This window comes from Chryseobacterium gwangjuense (genome assembly GCF_021311115.1).
GTDB classification, from domain to species: Bacteria; Bacteroidota; Bacteroidia; order Flavobacteriales; family Weeksellaceae; genus Chryseobacterium; species Chryseobacterium gwangjuense.
In genome coordinates, this window is the sequence record NZ_JAJTNP010000006.1 from 314,551 (window position 1) to 330,950 (window position 16,400).

The window sequence follows — 16,400 nt, forward strand, 5'->3', positions numbered from 1 at the left end:
TAAATTAAAGTAATAGAATTTATGCAGATTTCAGAAAAGTACAATCCACAGGAAACAGAACAAAAGTGGTACAATTACTGGTTGGAAAACAAATACTTCCATTCAGAGCCGAATGACAAGCCGCCTTACACTGTTGTAATTCCTCCACCGAACGTTACGGGGATCTTACACATGGGGCATATGCTGAATAATACCCTTCAAGATGTTCTGGTTCGTCGTGCAAGAATGCAGGGCTTCAATGCTTGTTGGATTCCGGGAACAGATCACGCTTCAATTGCTACTGAAGCTAAAGTTGTTGCTAAACTGAAATCAGAAGGGGTCAGTAAGTCTGATATTACCCGCGAAGAATTCTTAAAACACGCATGGGACTGGACTGATAAATACGGAGGAACTATTCTTGAGCAGTTGAAAAAACTAGGTTGCTCTTGCGATTGGGACAGAACCCGTTTCACCATGGAACCTAAACTTTCTCAGCAGGTAATAAAATCTTTTGTTGATCTTTATAACAAAGGATTGATTTATCGTGGGTACAGAATGGTAAACTGGGATCCTGAGGCGAAAACCAATATTTCTGACGAAGAAGTAATCTTTAAAGAACAAAACGGAAAATTATATTTCCTGAAATATAAAATCGAAGGTTCGGAAGAATTCCTTTCGGTGGCTACAACACGTCCTGAAACTATTTTCGGGGATACTGCCGTTTGTATCAATCCTAATGATGAGAGATATGCTCATTTAAAAGGTAAAAAAGTTATTGTACCGATCGTTGACAGAGTTATTCCGATCATCGAGGACGAATATGTTGATATTGAATTCGGAACGGGAGCTTTGAAAATTACGCCTGCTCACGACATCAATGACTACGAAATCGGACAAAAACACAATCTTCAGATGATTGATGCTTTGGATGATGACGGAAATCTTAACGATTACGGTTTACATTATGCCGGAAAAAACAGATTTGATGTAAGAAAACAAATCGCAAAAGAATTAGAAGAAAAAAATCTTTTACTGAAAGCAGAAGATTATGTAAATAAAGTAGGGACTTCTGAAAGAACTGGTGCGGTTATCGAACCGAAAGTTTCTGTTCAGTGGTTCTTAAAAATGTCTGAAATTGCAAAACCGGCTTTAGATGTTGTAATGGATGATGAGGTGAAGTTCTATCCTGAGAAGTTTAAAAATACGTACAAATACTGGATGGAAAACATCCGCGATTGGAATATTTCCCGTCAGCTTTGGTGGGGACAACAGATTCCTGCGTATTATTATGGTGATGGAGAAAATGATTTCGTAGTTGCAGAAAACATCGAAGATGCTTTAGCTTTGGCTAAAGAAAAAACTGGAAACTCGGATCTCGAAATCTCGAACCTAAAACAAGACGAAGACGCTCTTGATACATGGTTCTCATCTTGGTTGTGGCCAATGTCAGTTTTTGATGGATTGCTAGATCCTGAAAATAAAGACATCAATTATTATTATCCGACATCAGACTTGGTAACAGGTCCGGATATTATCTTCTTCTGGGTTGCCAGAATGATCATGGCCGGATTGGAATATAGAAAAGAAGTTCCGTTCAAAAATGTTTATTTTACAGGAATTGTAAGGGATAAGCAGAGAAGAAAGATGTCAAAATCTTTAGGAAATTCACCGGATCCGTTGGAACTGATGGATAAATATGGAGCAGATGGTGTTCGTGTAGGGATTTTATTGAGTTCTGCAGCCGGAAATGACCTTCTTTTTGATGAAGATTTAATGCTTCAGGGAAGAAACTTCATGACGAAAATCTGGAGTGCATTCCGTTTGATTAACATGTGGAATCATGAAGATAAACCTGCCAATACAACAGAAATAGAAACGATCGAATGGTTTGAAAATAAATTGAATAAAACGATTGTTGAGATTAATGATCAGTTTGAAAAATTCAGAATTTCTGATGCTTTGCATTTGATTTATAAACTGATCTGGGATGATTTCTGTGCTTGGTATCTGGAAGCAATTAAACCCAACTACGGAGAAGGAATTTCTAAAGAGGTGTATAATAAAACAATCTACTTCTTTGAAGAATTAATGAAGTTATTGCATCCGTTTATGCCTTTCTTAACAGAAGAATTATGGCAGACCATTTCTGAAAGAAGTATTGAGAATGCACTAATGATTTCTCAGCAGAAAAAAGCAGAAACATTTGATGAGACTATCATTAAAAACTTCGATGCTGCGGCAGAAATTATTTCAGGAATTAGAAACTACCGTCAGACAAAAGGAATTTCTCCAAGAGAAGCTGCTGAAGTATATACCAATGCTTCAGAATTCGCAAACGAATCTGTTATTAAAAAATTAGCAAACGTTTCTGAAATTCATTTTGGTACAAAAACTGATAAACCTAGTTTTACATTCTTGGTAGGTGCAACAGAAGTTTCTATTCCTTTAAGTGAAAACCTAGATTTAGGAGAAGAAAAAATCAAGACAGAAGAAGAATTGAAATATTTAAAAGGATTCCTGATCTCTGTTGATAAAAAACTTTCAAACGAAAAGTTTGTAGCCAATGCAAAACCTGAAGTTGTAGAAGTTGAGCGTAAAAAGCAAAAAGATGCGCTTGATAAAATTGCAATTTTGGAAGAGAAGCTGAAGAGTTTGTAGATTGGTCTTGGATCATTAAACGTAAAATTGTCGGGATGTCAGGCTGAGCGGAGTCGAAGCCTGTTTAAAATAAAAATGGAACAGTATTTCTTGTACATTTTAAAATGTTCAGACAATTCTTATTATACAGGGATTACGAATAACCTTGAAGTGAGGCTGGCTCAGCATCAATCTGGAAAATACCCTGAAAGTTATACTCATAAAAGAAGACCTGTTGAACTTGTCTTCTTTTATGAATTTAATGATGTACTTCAAGCCATAGCATTTGAAAAACAAGTGAAAGGTTGGAACCGAAAAAAGAAAGAAGCCATTATAAATGATAATTGGGAGAAATTAAAAGACTTGTCAATTTGTAAAAATGAAAGTCATTCTGATAATTTTGAACAAGATAAAGGAGGCTTCGACTCCGCTCAGCCTGACACTGGAGAAAATTAATTGAAATTAAAATGACACACCTAGAAAATATACAAAAACTATTCTCAAAAAACTTTGTAGAAAGTCCATTACTGGAAAGCTTCGAAGTGGGGAAGATCTATCTTTCAAGTGGAAAGCTGGTGTCTTGTGATCCTTTGATTACAAATGATATGCAGCCTTTTGCAACGGAATTTCCAAAAGGAGATTTTTCTGTTTTATTACACAAAGAAAGAGAAAGCAATTGTGTGGCGTATGCCGAAATTATTTTCAGTAATTCGGAAATTTCTGAATGGAAAATGGCGACAACAGTTGGACAAAATGTAAAAGATTTAGCTGAAGGAGAAGTTTTTGGATATCCTGTAGAAAGCGGAATGGGCTGTTTTATGGATGTTGATACGCAAAACAATCTTAATGAATTAGAACAGAAATTATACAAAAGCAAAGGAGTTGATTTCATGGGGATTTATGAAGAGTTTTTTCATGAGTATTTCTTTGATGAAAACGGTGCAATAGACCAGTATGCATTTTTAAAACCTTCAGAAGAACATTCGGGAACTATTTTTGCCTTTGAAACAGGATATGGAGAAGGATTTTATGCAAGTTACATAGGGTATAACAAAAACGGAGAACCTGTAAAAATTGTAACTGAGTTCATAGAAGTGCTTGTAGGTTAGTATTTGATTTGTATAAGTTTAAACAACTATTTGCCGCATACTGAAATAAAGATTTCAGATAAAATATTTTAAAATAAAAAGTCCATTTTTGAAGTGGACTTTTTATTGTTTTATGGAAAAAATTATTCTTAAAACTGAGGATGGCGTAAATCTAGCAGTTCATGTTTTTATTCCTGAAAAAAGTAACCGAAAGGTTTTGCTGATTAATTCGGCGACAGGAGTAAAGCAGCAGGTTTATTTTTCTTTTGCTCATTTTCTGGCAGAACAAGGGTTTACTGTGATTACTTATGATTATGCCGGGATTGGTCTTTCAAAGCCTTTAAAAATGAAGCATTTCAAAGCCTCGATGAGAACTTGGGGAACGAAAGATTTTAAAGCCCTTACAGATTATCTGCAGGAAGAATTTTCGACATACACAAAATATTGTTTGGGACATTCTGTTGGCGCACTGATTTTAGGAATGAATCAAGATGCTGAGATATTTAAGGAATTTGTTTTTGTAGGCACTCAAAATGCTTTTGTAGGAAATTTGAAATGGCAGACTAGGGCAGAAGCCTTTTTTGGATTTGGGGTAGCACAACCTCTCTTTACGGAGCTTTTAGGATATTTTCCGGCAAATTGGTTTGGTTTAGGAGAAAGTCTTCCAAAAAATTGCGCTTATGACTGGAGAACCTTAATTTTGAACAAGAAATCTACTAACAGATTGTTGGATAAAATAGAGGACTATTCTAAAAAATTAACGCAGAAAGTATTTGTAATCCGCGCAGAAGATGATGCATGGCTTACTGAAAAAGGGGTGAGAAGCTTATTGGAAGATACGTATTCGAATCTTAAGCCAACCTATAGAATCGTAAAAACCTCTGAATCGGAAAAAGGAGAAATTGGGCATGTTAATTTTTTCAGAAGTTATAATAAAAAACTTTGGGAAATTATTTTAAAAGAACTGGTAAATGAATAATTTGATTGATAACACGATACAATTTGTAAAAGAAAAATTAGAAGGAGCAGAAGCGGGGCATGACTGGTTTCATATCGAAAGAGTCTGGAAACTTTCTAAGAAAATTGCTGAAAAGGAAGAGTGTAACGTTGAGGTAGTAGAACTTTCAGCATTATTACATGATATTGCAGATCCTAAATTTCATAATGGAGATGAAACATTGGCTTTGAAAATCTCTCGCGAATTTTTAGAAAGTCAGAATACTCCTGAAAATATTATTGAACAGGTTCTATTTGTGATCAAAAATATTTCATTTAAGAATAGAGGAGAAGCTCCTGAAAATCTCCCTATCGAGCTTAAAATCGTTCAGGATGCAGACCGAATTGACGCCATCGGAGCCATCGGAATCGGCAGAACCTTTAATTTCGGAGGTTTTAAAAATAATCCGATGTACGATCCGAATATTCAGCCGAGTCTTAATATGTCTAAGGAAGAATATAAAAAGTCTAACGGAACAACAATTAATCACTTCTATGAAAAACTCCTTTTGCTAAAGGACTTTATGAATACTTCTGAAGGAAAGAAAATAGCAGAGGAAAGGCATGATTTTATGCTTAAGTTCCTTGATCAGTTTTATAAGGAATGGAATGTTGATTAGAAGATTTCTTAATTGACTATCTTTGTAATATGGGGTACCTACTTTTTATCATATTAATTACTCTTATAATTTCGCTGTTTTTATCAAAGGTGAGATCGGGGTGGGCAAAGATCTTCAGAGCAGTAGCACTGGTTTTTTCCATTTCTCTTTTTACCTATTGGTTTATCAAAAAAAGCTCAATCGGTGTTGTACAGAATGCTGTTGCCTTGCAATTGATCAATAAGCTTCCTCAGTCTTTGGATTTTTATGTGATTAATGTAAACAGGATTGATAAAAATAATGCTCTTGAAGTGATGCATTTAGGCAGGATTCGTCCCGAATATTACAGAATTGAATATCTGAAAATGGATACTTCTGATGAATATTGGATTATCGGTTATCTGGGAAAAAAGAATGCTGTTTACTTTTCTCAGCATGCGGTTCCGAATAAAAATATTGATCAGATGATTGAAGTACAGAATTATATCAATCAAAGTGTAAAGCTGTCTGATATTGCAAAAAAAGAAGTAGAAACCTATCATCAGGAGAATACTAAAATTGGGGTTTTAGTAACCTTGAATCTCCTTCTTTTATTCTTAAATCTTTCTTTATTCCTGAGAAAAAATAAATTGGGCAGAGCGGTCTAAAAATGTTTAAACCACATAAACATCTGTTTTTCTATCCGCAATTTTTGCGTAAAGTCTATATATGTTTATGTGGTTGATTTCGATTTAAAATAAGCAGTTGTTTGATTGTTCCTTACTTAAGGATAATCTAGAATCTGCATTACAATTTCTTTTACATCTTCCGGACAGCTTCTGATAATTCTGTCTTTATTATGTTTGTTTATTTGTTTAGGATTCAACCATTCTATTAATGGTTTCTGATGGTCGGTATTATCTACCTTCTTTATAGTATTGTCACTGTAGAAGGTATACTGCTCCGGCTGATCTCCTGTGAGGGTGATTGTACAAATTTCGTTTTCCATGGTTTTAGTTTTTAATAACTCTACATTAGTGTGATTTATGTGATCACAATATAGTGAATTTTCTAAATATTCAAAATATATTTTTATTGTCGAGTTTTTTGAGTTTTTTTGTTGCTAACTTGTTGTTTTCTTGAGCTAAATTTTATTTATTTTTAATTAATAATGTTGTTTTGATGAATTGATTTTTGTGAACTAAAAAAGCGTTTGCATATTTTCAGTTGCCATTTGAGGGAGTTTCAGTTCAGTTTTCCACTCTTCGTTCATTTTTTTTATGAAATAAGCAGATAAAAGAGGAGATGCTTTTTCAATGTTCTGATGTACAAAGAAGTAAAGATTCTGAAGTCCTTCTTTTTTCCATTTGGTCAGATGTTCCAGCCAGTCGTCCAGTCTTTCATAATCACTTTCAGCATTAGCTCCTACATATCTGATAAAAGCATTTGGAGTAGTCAGTCTCATATGAAGCATATCTCGTCTTCCGGCTGTATCTACTATAATGTTGGTGATATTATTCTGCTCAAAAAGATCACAGGTTTTGTTAAGAATTTCCTCATCACTGAACCAGTCTGTATTTCTTAACTCGACGGCTAACGGTACTTCCTGAGGCCAATTATTGACAAATTTTTCTAACCTTTCATAATCTTTAGGCTTAAAATTGTCATGAAGCTGAAGAAAAACCATTCCTAATTTTTCATCAAAATTCAGAACCGCTGAAGCAAACTGTGTCACCACATCATCAATATTTAGTAATCTTCTGAAGTGGGAAACCGTATTGGTAATTTTGGGGAAAAACTTAAAATCTGCCGGTGTTTTTTCCTTCCAGGTTTGTACCTGCTCCGGAGTTGGCATTCCGTAGAAAGTGGCATTCAGTTCAATAGAATTAAATTGCGTAGAATAATAGGAAAGCTCATCTTTTGTCCCCTTTGGATAAAAGCCTTTTAGATCTGTTTTATTCCATTTGGCGCATCCGATGGAGATGTTTTCTAAGCCTTTTTTGTTTTGCTTTAAAATATCTTTTGTTCTTGGATGATCTTTTGGTAGAGTGAAATCTATTTGTGAGGGGTCTTCAACTTGTCCGAATTTCATAAGAATATTTTTGTCTATAGCGAATTTAAGAATTTAAGAGCTTAATATTGTTATTTATTCTTTTTAATACTTGTAAATTGCTACTTTTTTCCTGTAAAAATTGTTTATTTCATTTGATTAGATGCAAAATTAAATAAAAAACCACAGAATTTCTATGGTTTTTTGCTAATAATATTTAGTTTTGATTATAACTAATCGTTATTTTCAAGTAAAAAAATATCTTCCACTTTTTTATCAAAATATTTTGCAATTTTTAAAGCTAAAACTGTAGACGGAATGTATTTTCCTGCCTCTATTGCATTTGTGAAAATAAAAAACCGCAGAATATTTCTGCGGCTTAGCTAGTTATTTTTAATAGTCAGTTATTTGCTATGCTTCACAAGCTGAGCAGCTAACAAAATTCACCATCAGTTCCTTAGAAACTGAAGAGCTTCTTTGATAATATAGTGTTTTTACTCCTTTTTTCCATGCTTCAATATAAAGATAGTTGACATCTTTTACGGGCATTGTAGAAGGAATTTGTAAGTTCAATGACTGGGCCTGATCAATATATTGCTGTCTTTGTGCAGCCTGAGAAATGATCTCCATCGGAGAAATTTCTTTAAATGTTTTGAATACTGCTTTTTCTTCGTCAGTTAATTCTTTCAAATGCTGAACTGAACCGTGATTCAACATGATGGTTCTCCATGTTTCTTCGTTGTCAAGACCTTTTTCTTCCAGCAATTTTGCTAAATATTTGTTCTTACGCATAAAGTTTCCTTTTGCAAGACCAGCCTTATAATAGTTAGAAGCAAATGGTTCGATTCCCGGAGAAGTTTGTCCTAAAATCGCAGAACTTGAAGTGGTAGGAGCAATGGCCATTGTAGTGGTATTTCTCAATCCGTATCCTTTCAGTAATTCTGGCTCACCATAAATATTGGCAAGTTCTCTTGAAGCTATTTCTGCCTGTTCTTTAATATGTCTGAAAGCTCTTGCATTGAATTGAGTGGCTTCAAAACTTTCGAACGGAATCATGTTTTTCTGTAAATAAGAATGGTAACCTAAAACTCCTAATCCAAGCGCTCTGTGACGCATAGCGAAGTTTCTTGCTCCCTGAAGATAATAGTTTCCTTCAGTTTTCTCGATAAACTCAGTTAAAACGGCATCAAGGAAATAAACTGCTAATTGTACAGCATTTGTATCTTTCCATTCGTCGTATAACTCTAAGTTCATTGATGATAAACAGCAGATGAACGACTCTTCTCTTGTAGAAGGAAGCATGATTTCAGAACAAAGGTTACTTGCATTTACAGGCATTCCTAAGTCTTTGTAAACCTGAGGTTTGTTTCTGTTTACGTTATCGGTAAAGAAAATATACGGAAGACCTTTTTGCTGACGACTTTCCAGCACTCTTGCCCAAACTTTACGTTTTTCCATATCGCCATCAATCATATCCTGCATCCAGTAATCCGGAACACAAACTCCTGTAAATAAGTTCTGGATCGGACTTCCGATGTCTTTAATCGATAAGAATTCTTCAATGTCTCCGTGGTCGATATCAAGATAAGCTGCAAACGCACCTCTTCTTACCCCACCTTGAGAAACGACATCCATTGCCGTATCAAAAAGCTTCATGAAAGAAACAGCTCCCGATGATTTTCCGTTGTCTGTAACGGCAGTTCCTCTGTTACGAAGTTCTCCGAAATATCCTGAAGTTCCTCCTCCGATTTTTGTCTGCATGATCACTTCACCCATTTTGTGAGTAATGCCTTCAATGCTGTCCGGAATATGAACGTTGAAACAAGAAATAGGAAGACCTCTTTGTGTTCCCATATTTGCCCAAACAGGAGATGAGAAACTGATCCAGCCTTTGGTAATCATTTCTTTGAATGCGGGCTGAAGTTCAGGTTTGTATAGTTTTTTGGCAGCAGCAGTAGTGATTCTTTCGATAGCACCGTCTACTGTTTCTCCCTTTAGAAGATATCCTCTGTTAAGCATTTGCTCAGATTCTTCATTGAGCCACCATATATTGTTGTTTTGTTCTTCCATAGTCTTTATATTTTCGAATTCCGAAACAGGTTGAGTGCTTCGGAATTTTGTTTTTTATACTGTTTGTAAAATTTCTACTTTATGTGAACCGTTTAGTCCACTTTCATCTCTTAATCTTTGGAATTCTTTAAAAGACGGAACATTCAGAACCTCATGCTGTACCTCTTCATTGATATAATTGGAATAATGTAAAAATGTAATACCATCTTCTTTTACATATACTTTATATTCAAATGTTTCTGGGTTTAGATTTTTGAAATCATCTAAAAACTTTTGAATATTTATCTTGTTTTCCGGAACGAATTCCGGTTTTACAGTATAGGTTACAATTACATTAATCATTTTGTGCTTGATTTTTATTTTAAACAGACTGTCATTCTTAAGGAACGTGGAATCTGTTTTTAAAGATGCTTCGACTCCGCTCAGCATGACACCTTTAATGCTAACTGCTTTGACGCTCGCTTCTAAAAATTTAAATTTTAGAAAAGATCGTTCGCAGTAATACTCTTATCGTGTTTTGTATAATCTACCGGTCTTTTTGCAAAGAAATCATCCATGGAATTCGCAAAAACTTCCTCTTCGAACCAAACCATCGGTCTGTATTGTTCAGGAGAGACATTGTATTTTGTTTTCATGTTGATTTTCTTCAAACTGTCATCAACACGGTATTTCATGAAATTTAATAAGTCTTCTTTTGAGAAAACGCTTAATTCACCTAATTCAAAGATCCAGTCAAGGATTTCGCCTTCCAGTTCTACCGATTGATCTACCAAAGTATAGATGTCTTCAATATCAGAATCAGTTAAAAGATCAGGTTGTTCCTCACGGATTTTGTTGATTAAATAAATTCCAGCATTAGCATGAATTTGTTCGTCAACAGAAGTCCAGGCAATAATATTAGAAACGTTTTTCATATATCCTTTAAATCTTGTGAAAGAAAGGATGATTGCAAATTGTGAGAAAAGAGAAACGTTTTCAATCAAAATACTGAATAATAGAAGAGATGAAACATACTCTTTCGGCGTTGCAGAATTCGCGTGTTTCAAAACGTTTGATAAGAAATCAATTCTCTTTTTTACAGCAGGAATTTCTATTACGTTTGCAAATTCTTCGTTATATCCCAGAACCTCCAAAAGTCTTGAATAAGCTTCTGAGTGGCGGAATTCACATTCTGCAAAAGTAGCTCCTAAACCGTTAAGTTCCGGTTTTGGAAGGTGGTTGTATAGATTTCCCCAGAATGTTTTTACAGATACCTCAATTTGTGCAATAGCCAACAATGCGTTTTTTACTGCATGTTTTTCATGGGGTTCCAATTGTGAATGAAAATCCTGAACATCTGCAGTAAAGTCTACTTCCGAATGTACCCAAAACGATTTGTTGATCGCTTCTACGAATTGAAGAACCTCCGGATATTCGAATGGCTTATAACTTACTCTTTTATCAAAAATTCCCATATTAAAATAATGTCTTTTAAAATTTTACAAAAACGATCCGTGTGAATAACATTCAAAAGATGAATAATGGATTGAATATCAAATGGTTGTTTTGTAAACTTATCCACTTGGATTTTCCTTCATCTCTTGTGACCAGCGATGCACAAAGTTAGAAAACAGGAACCTATTTTGAAAGGGGGAAAGCTTAAATGTTTGAATTTTAAAGCTAAAAGTTTTCCACATTTGTTAGGAACTTGCTCTACCATTGGTTTCGAGATACTTAGCTTTTAAATTTAAATGGTTTGGAATGGTTTTAATTAAACATTATTTTGTAAATCATTGTTTTTTAGTTGTTTACTTATTAAACAATTAAATATTTTAATTAATTGTAATTCTTGTAACAAAATAAAAATATCTTCTACTTATAAGAAAACAAAATGAAAATCACTTAATGTTAGTAATTCAGAATTTACATAAGTCATACGACACGGGTAAGAGTAAATTACACGTTCTCAAAGGGATTAACCTTAATATTGACGAAGGAGAATTTGTTTCTATTATGGGAAGTTCGGGGTCCGGAAAATCGACTCTTCTTAATATAATAGGTATTTTGGATGAAAAAGATTCAGGAACTTATGAATTGGATCGCGTTCCTATCGAACATTTGTCTGAGGTAAAAGCTGCAGAATACAGAAGTAGGTTTTTAGGTTTTATCTTTCAATCTTTTAATTTGATCGGGTACAAAACAGCTTTAGAAAATGTGGCGCTTCCATTATACTACCAAAATGTATCAAGAAAAGAGCGGAATCAGAGGGCAATGGAATATTTGGAAAAAGTAGGTCTTGCTCAGTGGGCAGATCACCTTCCGAATGAGCTTTCCGGAGGTCAGAAACAAAGAGTTGCTATTGCAAGAGCTTTGATTACGGATCCTAAAGTGATTTTAGCTGATGAGCCTACCGGTGCGCTTGATTCAAAAACGACGCACGACATTATGAAATTGCTTCAGGAGATTAACAATGACGGAAAGACGATCATTGTGGTAACTCACGAACCTGATGTGGCTGCACAAACCAAAAGAAATGTAATCCTGAAAGACGGAATTATAGAAAGTGACGGGTTTATAAAACAATTGGTTTTATAGATCAATTTGAAAATTTAAAGAATCTGATTCTTCAATCTTTTAATACATAAAACATGTTCGACCTAGATCGTTGGCAGGAAATATTCAGTTCTATTCGCAGTAATGTATTGCGAACGGTACTTTCAGGTTTTACCGTGGCTTTAGGGTTATTTATTTTTATTGTGCTTTTCGGAATCGGAACGGGACTTCAGAATGCTTTCACACAAGGATTCGCGAGAGATGCTCAAAACCTGATTTCAATCGTTACAGGAAAAACAACCATTGCTTATAAAGGACTTCAATCCGACAGAATTGTCACGATGAATAATTCTGACTATGATTTCCTGGTGAATGTGGATAAAGAAAAAGTAGGAAGTTCTACACCGAGATATACCGCGAACTTATTAGTTAAATATGGTAAAGAAAGCGGAAATTATCAAATTAATGGAGCTGAACCTGAAGAGAAAATTATCGAAAATCGGAAAATGTTGGACGGTCGTTATCTGACACCCACAGATTTGGAAAGAAAGCAAAATGTTGCCGTAATCGGAAGAATGGTACAAAGGGATTTAATTAAAAACGGAAGTCCGGTTGGAAAAGAATTAAATATAAATGGTACGATGTTTAAGGTTGTAGGAGTTTTCTCCGATGACGGAGGTGATTGGGACGAAAGACATATTACAGTTCCTATTACAACATTGCAGCAAATGAAAAAAGGTTCTGATACGGTGAGTATAAATTATATCGCTTATAATGATAAATTAAATCCGCAGGAAGCTATAAAATATGGTGACGAATTAAAAGAAAGATTAAAAGCCAGAAAAAACGTTTCTCCTAACGACGAAAATGGGGTAAGAGTCTGGAATAATGCTCAAAACATGAATGATACATTTACTTTCATGGCAGTTCTTACGGCAATTGTAGGATTTATCGGTATGGGGACATTGTTGGCCGGAATTATCGGGATCAGTAACATCATGGTGTATATCGTAAAAGAAAGAACCAAAGAAATCGGGGTTCGAAAGGCTATTGGTGCGAAGCCGAGAAGTATTGTTGCTTTGATTGTTCAGGAAAGCGTTGTGATAACTGTAGTTTCAGGATTTGTAGGAGTAGGATTGGGTATTTTAGCATTAAATTTAATTGGGGATAATCTTGAAGAGTATTTCATTAAAAGCCCGAGTGTAGGATGGGGAACGATCATTATGGCATTCATCGCACTGATTTTTTCAGGATTGATTGCAGGGTTTGTACCAGCATACAGGGCATCAAGAATTAAACCGATTGAAGCGCTTAGAACAGAATAACTAATAACGTAACACAGATGAATATCATATTCAAAAAAGATACTTGGCAGGAAATTTATTATTCATTGAAGAATAATAAGCTTCGAACATTCCTTACCATGATTGGTGTGGGTTGGGGTATGTTTTTGTATGTAAGTTTGCTTGGAGCGGCAAAAGGGATGGAAAACGGTTTCGATAAATTGTTTTCAGGTTTTGCAACGAATTCTATATTCCTTTGGGCTCAGAATACATCGATTCCTTACGACGGTTTCCCGAAAGGAAGACAGGTTCACCTGAAGCTTGAAGATATTGAAATATTAAAAAGGAAAATTCCCGAAATAGATTACATTTCTCCGCAGAATTCAAGAGGAAACTTTGGGAATGCAGGAGAGCAAATGTCCAGAAACGGAAAATCAGCAACGTATACTTTGAATGGTGATTATCCATTGGGAAATAAAATCTCAGAGAAAAAATTAATATTCGGAAGATATCTTAACGATGCGGATATTTCACAAAATAAAAATGTTGTAGTCATTGGAGAAGAAGTTTACAAAAACTTTTTCGACGCTAAAAAGAATGAAAATCCATTGGGAAAATCCATTAATATTAAAGGTATTTTCTTTAATGTGATTGGAGTTTTCAGAGTGAAAAAAGGAGGGGGAATGGAAAACGATCAAACGGTTTTTATCCCGCTTTCAACTTTTACAAAAATGTATAACAACGGGGATAATGTAGATTTTTTCGCTATTGTAAGCAAACCGAATGCAGATGTAAATAAAGTAGAAGAAAAAGTAAGGCAGCAATTGAAATCAAAAAATAATGTGTCACCGGATGATACGAATGCTTTCGGAACTTTTAACCTTGGAAAAGAATTTAAAAAACTGACAGGTTTTTTATCCGGTATGCAGCTTTTAACCATCATTGTAGGGACATTAACGATTCTTGCGGGAGTAATTGCCATCTCAAACATTCTTTTAATTACGGTAAAAGAAAGAACCAAAGAAATTGGGATCAGAAGAGCTTTAGGGGCGAAGCCATCTGAAGTTAGAAACCAGATTTTGCTGGAAAGTGTGGTCATTACGCTTTCGTCCGGATTGCTCGGATTCATGTCTGGAATCTTTGTATTAATGATTTTAGATATTGTTACAAAAGGTCAGGATTCCTTTCCGTTTTATAATCCGACGGTAAATTATGGAAACGTTTTCGCAGCAATGGCGGTAATGGTTATTCTGGGATTGATCATTGGAATGATTCCGGCACAGAGAGCTGTGAAAATCAGACCAATCGAAGCTTTAAGAACTGAGTAAACGTTATGGATTGAAAAATGTGAGTTATGAGTTTTGTACAATTAATTCTTTGATTTTTTAATCATTTAATAAATATAAAAACCAATTAATAAAAAATAAACTATACATATGAAAAAGAAATTCACTTGGAAAAAAGCCATTTACATTTTCTTGGGGCTTTTATTTGCAGTGGCATTATTCTCGGGAATCGGGTATCTGGTGAAATCGAATTCTAAAGAGAGCGAGACTTTCCTTACCCGCAAACCTACCATTCAGAATATGGATGATAAAGTGATGGCTACCGGAAAAATCGTTCCGAAAGAAGAAATTGAAATCAAACCGAATATTGCAGGGATTATTGATAAAATTTTGGTAGATGAAGGAGATAAAGTAGAAGTGGGTCAGTTGATCGCAACAGTAAGAATCGTTCCGAATCTTTCTGATGTGAACAGTGCGCAGCAGAATGTGTCCAATTCTCAGCTTCAGATCAGCAATGCTAAGTTGAATGTGGATAATATGCAGAAGCAGTTTTCAATGCAGGCAAAATTATACAAACAGGGAGTAATCTCAAAACAGGAATACTTAAATGCTCAGCAACAATTATATTCTCAGCAACAAACCCTTAAAAATGCTCAGCAACAATTAACGACTGCTCAAAAAGCATTACAGATTGCAAAAACAGGTTCAACGCCTGAATTGCAAGGATTAGCAACGACTCAGATTCGTTCTAAAGCATCAGGAACAGTACTGGAAGTACCTGTAAAAGTGGGAAGTCAGGTTATTGAGGCAAACTCTTTCAACGCTGGTACAACCATTTGTTCAATTGCAGATCTTAACTCTTTGATCTTCCAAGGGGAAATTGATGAAGCGCAAGCTGGAAAATTAAAACAAGGAATGAGCATGAATATTGTAATCGGAGCCTTACAAAACAAAACTTTCCCAGGGAAGCTTACGATGATTGCTCCTAAAGGAAAAGATACAGGCGGAACGATCAAGTTTCCTGTAGAAGGAGATGTTGATAATCCGAATAATGAATATATCAGAGCCGGTTTTTCTGCTAATGGAGAAATTGTATTGAACTCTCAGAAAAATGCTTTGTTACTGGATGAATCTTTGGTTCAGTATGAAAAGAAGAATGGAAAAGATATTCCTTTTGTTGAAGTAAAACAAAAAGACGGAAAGTTCAAAAAAGTATATATCAAATTAGGAGCTAGTGACGGAATCAACGTTCAGATTCTTCCTGGATCAGGAATTGATCAGAAATCAGAAGTAAAAGTTTGGAACCCATCTGATAAAGACAAAGAAGAACTGAAAGAAAAGTCAAAAAAATAGTAAACTAACACTATAAATTTTCAAACTGTGATCCTGGGATATTTTCTCAGGATTTTTTGTTTAAATAAGCAAAAGATTTATCTGTCATTCTGAAAGAAGCGGAGCGGATTGAAGAATCTATTAATTAAGAAACATGCAAAGGGAACGATGATTAAAAAGAACTACGAATTCGAACAATCTTTACAATAGCCGGAAATAAACCCATTAAAATTGACCGATTGATAACCATGTGGCAATCTCACTTCCATTTCATTCGGCAAACATTCGATTTTTCCGCAGGATAAACATCTGAAGTGGAAATGATTATGCTTGTGCTTTTTCTCTGAACAATTTACACAAACTGCAAAATAATATTTCCCGTCATCACCTAAGATCTTGTGAACAATTCCGTCTTCACAAAAACTGTTTAAAACCCGGTAAATCGTTGCGCGATCTATGGCTTCTCCCAATTCTTTTTGTAAAATTTCCTGACTCAACGCAGACTTGGATTTCTTTAAAGAGTCCAGAATTAATTGCTTGGTGATGGTATTTCTCTTAGCCATACTGCA

At 34.9% G+C, this 16,400-nt stretch carries 16 protein-coding genes; 10 read left to right on the plus strand and 6 right to left on the minus strand.

Features of this window, described 5'->3' with window-relative positions; all coding sequences use genetic code 11:
* Window positions 1-21 precede the first annotated feature (21 nt).
* The 6 genes from LV842_RS13815 (at window position 22) to LV842_RS13840 (ending at window position 5,946) form a co-directional block, all read left to right on the plus strand.
* A complete protein-coding gene (locus LV842_RS13815; RefSeq protein ID WP_233112021.1) occupies window positions 22-2,637 on the plus strand; it encodes a valine--tRNA ligase in 2,616 nt (871 codons plus the stop codon).
* Window positions 2,638-2,712: 75 nt separating this feature from the next.
* The gene (locus LV842_RS13820; protein ID WP_233112022.1) at window positions 2,713-3,072 is read left to right on the plus strand and encodes a GIY-YIG nuclease family protein; all 360 of its coding nucleotides are present in this window, start codon (window positions 2,713-2,715) and stop codon (window positions 3,070-3,072) included.
* Between the two features lie 11 nt (window positions 3,073-3,083).
* Window positions 3,084-3,725 carry a DUF4241 domain-containing protein gene (locus LV842_RS13825; protein WP_233112023.1) on the plus strand — a complete coding sequence of 214 codons (642 nt, stop codon included), beginning with the start codon at window positions 3,084-3,086 and terminating at the stop codon, window positions 3,723-3,725.
* A 112-nt stretch (window positions 3,726-3,837) separates the two neighbouring features.
* Window positions 3,838-4,683: an alpha/beta hydrolase family protein gene (locus LV842_RS13830; protein ID WP_233112024.1), complete on the plus strand. Its 846-nt coding sequence runs from the start codon at window positions 3,838-3,840 to the stop codon at window positions 4,681-4,683.
* Window positions 4,676-5,320: an HD domain-containing protein gene (locus LV842_RS13835; RefSeq protein ID WP_233112025.1), complete on the plus strand. Its 645-nt coding sequence runs from the start codon at window positions 4,676-4,678 to the stop codon at window positions 5,318-5,320. The genes LV842_RS13830 and LV842_RS13835 overlap by 8 nt, the downstream gene beginning before the upstream one ends.
* Before the next feature lie 89 nt (window positions 5,321-5,409).
* Entirely contained in the window at window positions 5,410-5,946 is a 537-nt protein-coding gene (locus tag LV842_RS13840) for a hypothetical protein (RefSeq protein WP_233112026.1), read from the plus strand.
* A 116-nt stretch (window positions 5,947-6,062) separates the two neighbouring features.
* Here LV842_RS13840 and LV842_RS13845 read toward each other — a convergent pair whose 3' ends face one another.
* The 5 genes from LV842_RS13845 to LV842_RS13865 all read right to left on the minus strand — a co-directional run bounded on the left by LV842_RS13845 (window position 6,063) and on the right by LV842_RS13865 (window position 10,852).
* The gene (locus LV842_RS13845; RefSeq protein ID WP_233112027.1) at window positions 6,063-6,287 is read right to left on the minus strand and encodes a hypothetical protein; all 225 of its coding nucleotides are present in this window, start codon (window positions 6,285-6,287) and stop codon (window positions 6,063-6,065) included.
* A 192-nt stretch (window positions 6,288-6,479) separates the two neighbouring features.
* Window positions 6,480-7,370, minus strand: a complete 891-nt coding sequence (locus tag LV842_RS13850; RefSeq protein WP_233112028.1) for a DUF72 domain-containing protein — start codon at window positions 7,368-7,370, stop codon at window positions 6,480-6,482.
* A 369-nt stretch (window positions 7,371-7,739) separates the two neighbouring features.
* Entirely contained in the window at window positions 7,740-9,407 is a 1,668-nt protein-coding gene (locus tag LV842_RS13855) for a ribonucleoside-diphosphate reductase subunit alpha (protein WP_317207300.1), read from the minus strand.
* Between the two features lie 45 nt (window positions 9,408-9,452).
* Window positions 9,453-9,827, minus strand: a complete 375-nt coding sequence (locus tag LV842_RS13860; RefSeq protein ID WP_233112030.1) for a hypothetical protein — start codon at window positions 9,825-9,827, stop codon at window positions 9,453-9,455.
* 50 nt (window positions 9,828-9,877) lie between these two features.
* Entirely contained in the window at window positions 9,878-10,852 is a 975-nt protein-coding gene (locus LV842_RS13865; RefSeq protein WP_233112031.1) for a ribonucleotide-diphosphate reductase subunit beta, read from the minus strand.
* A gap of 430 nt (window positions 10,853-11,282) precedes the next feature.
* Between LV842_RS13865 and LV842_RS13870 the strand changes: the two genes are divergently transcribed.
* The 4 genes from LV842_RS13870 (at window position 11,283) to LV842_RS13885 (ending at window position 15,852) form a co-directional block, all read left to right on the plus strand.
* Window positions 11,283-11,972, plus strand: a complete 690-nt coding sequence (locus LV842_RS13870; protein WP_233112032.1) for an ABC transporter ATP-binding protein — start codon at window positions 11,283-11,285, stop codon at window positions 11,970-11,972.
* A 53-nt stretch (window positions 11,973-12,025) separates the two neighbouring features.
* The gene (locus LV842_RS13875; RefSeq protein ID WP_233112033.1) at window positions 12,026-13,255 is read left to right on the plus strand and encodes an ABC transporter permease; all 1,230 of its coding nucleotides are present in this window, start codon (window positions 12,026-12,028) and stop codon (window positions 13,253-13,255) included.
* Window positions 13,256-13,272: 17 nt separating this feature from the next.
* Window positions 13,273-14,541, plus strand: coding sequence for an ABC transporter permease (locus LV842_RS13880; protein WP_233112034.1), 1,269 nt, complete (start codon window positions 13,273-13,275; stop codon window positions 14,539-14,541).
* Window positions 14,542-14,649: 108 nt separating this feature from the next.
* Complete coding sequence (locus LV842_RS13885; protein WP_233112035.1) at window positions 14,650-15,852, plus strand: efflux RND transporter periplasmic adaptor subunit; 1,203 nt, start codon at window positions 14,650-14,652, stop codon at window positions 15,850-15,852.
* 161 nt (window positions 15,853-16,013) lie between these two features.
* On the opposite strand, the gene LV842_RS13890 is transcribed toward LV842_RS13885, so the two are convergent.
* The gene (locus tag LV842_RS13890) at window positions 16,014-16,394 is read right to left on the minus strand and encodes a Fur family transcriptional regulator (RefSeq protein ID WP_233112036.1); all 381 of its coding nucleotides are present in this window, start codon (window positions 16,392-16,394) and stop codon (window positions 16,014-16,016) included.
* Window positions 16,395-16,400: the final 6 nt, after the last annotated feature.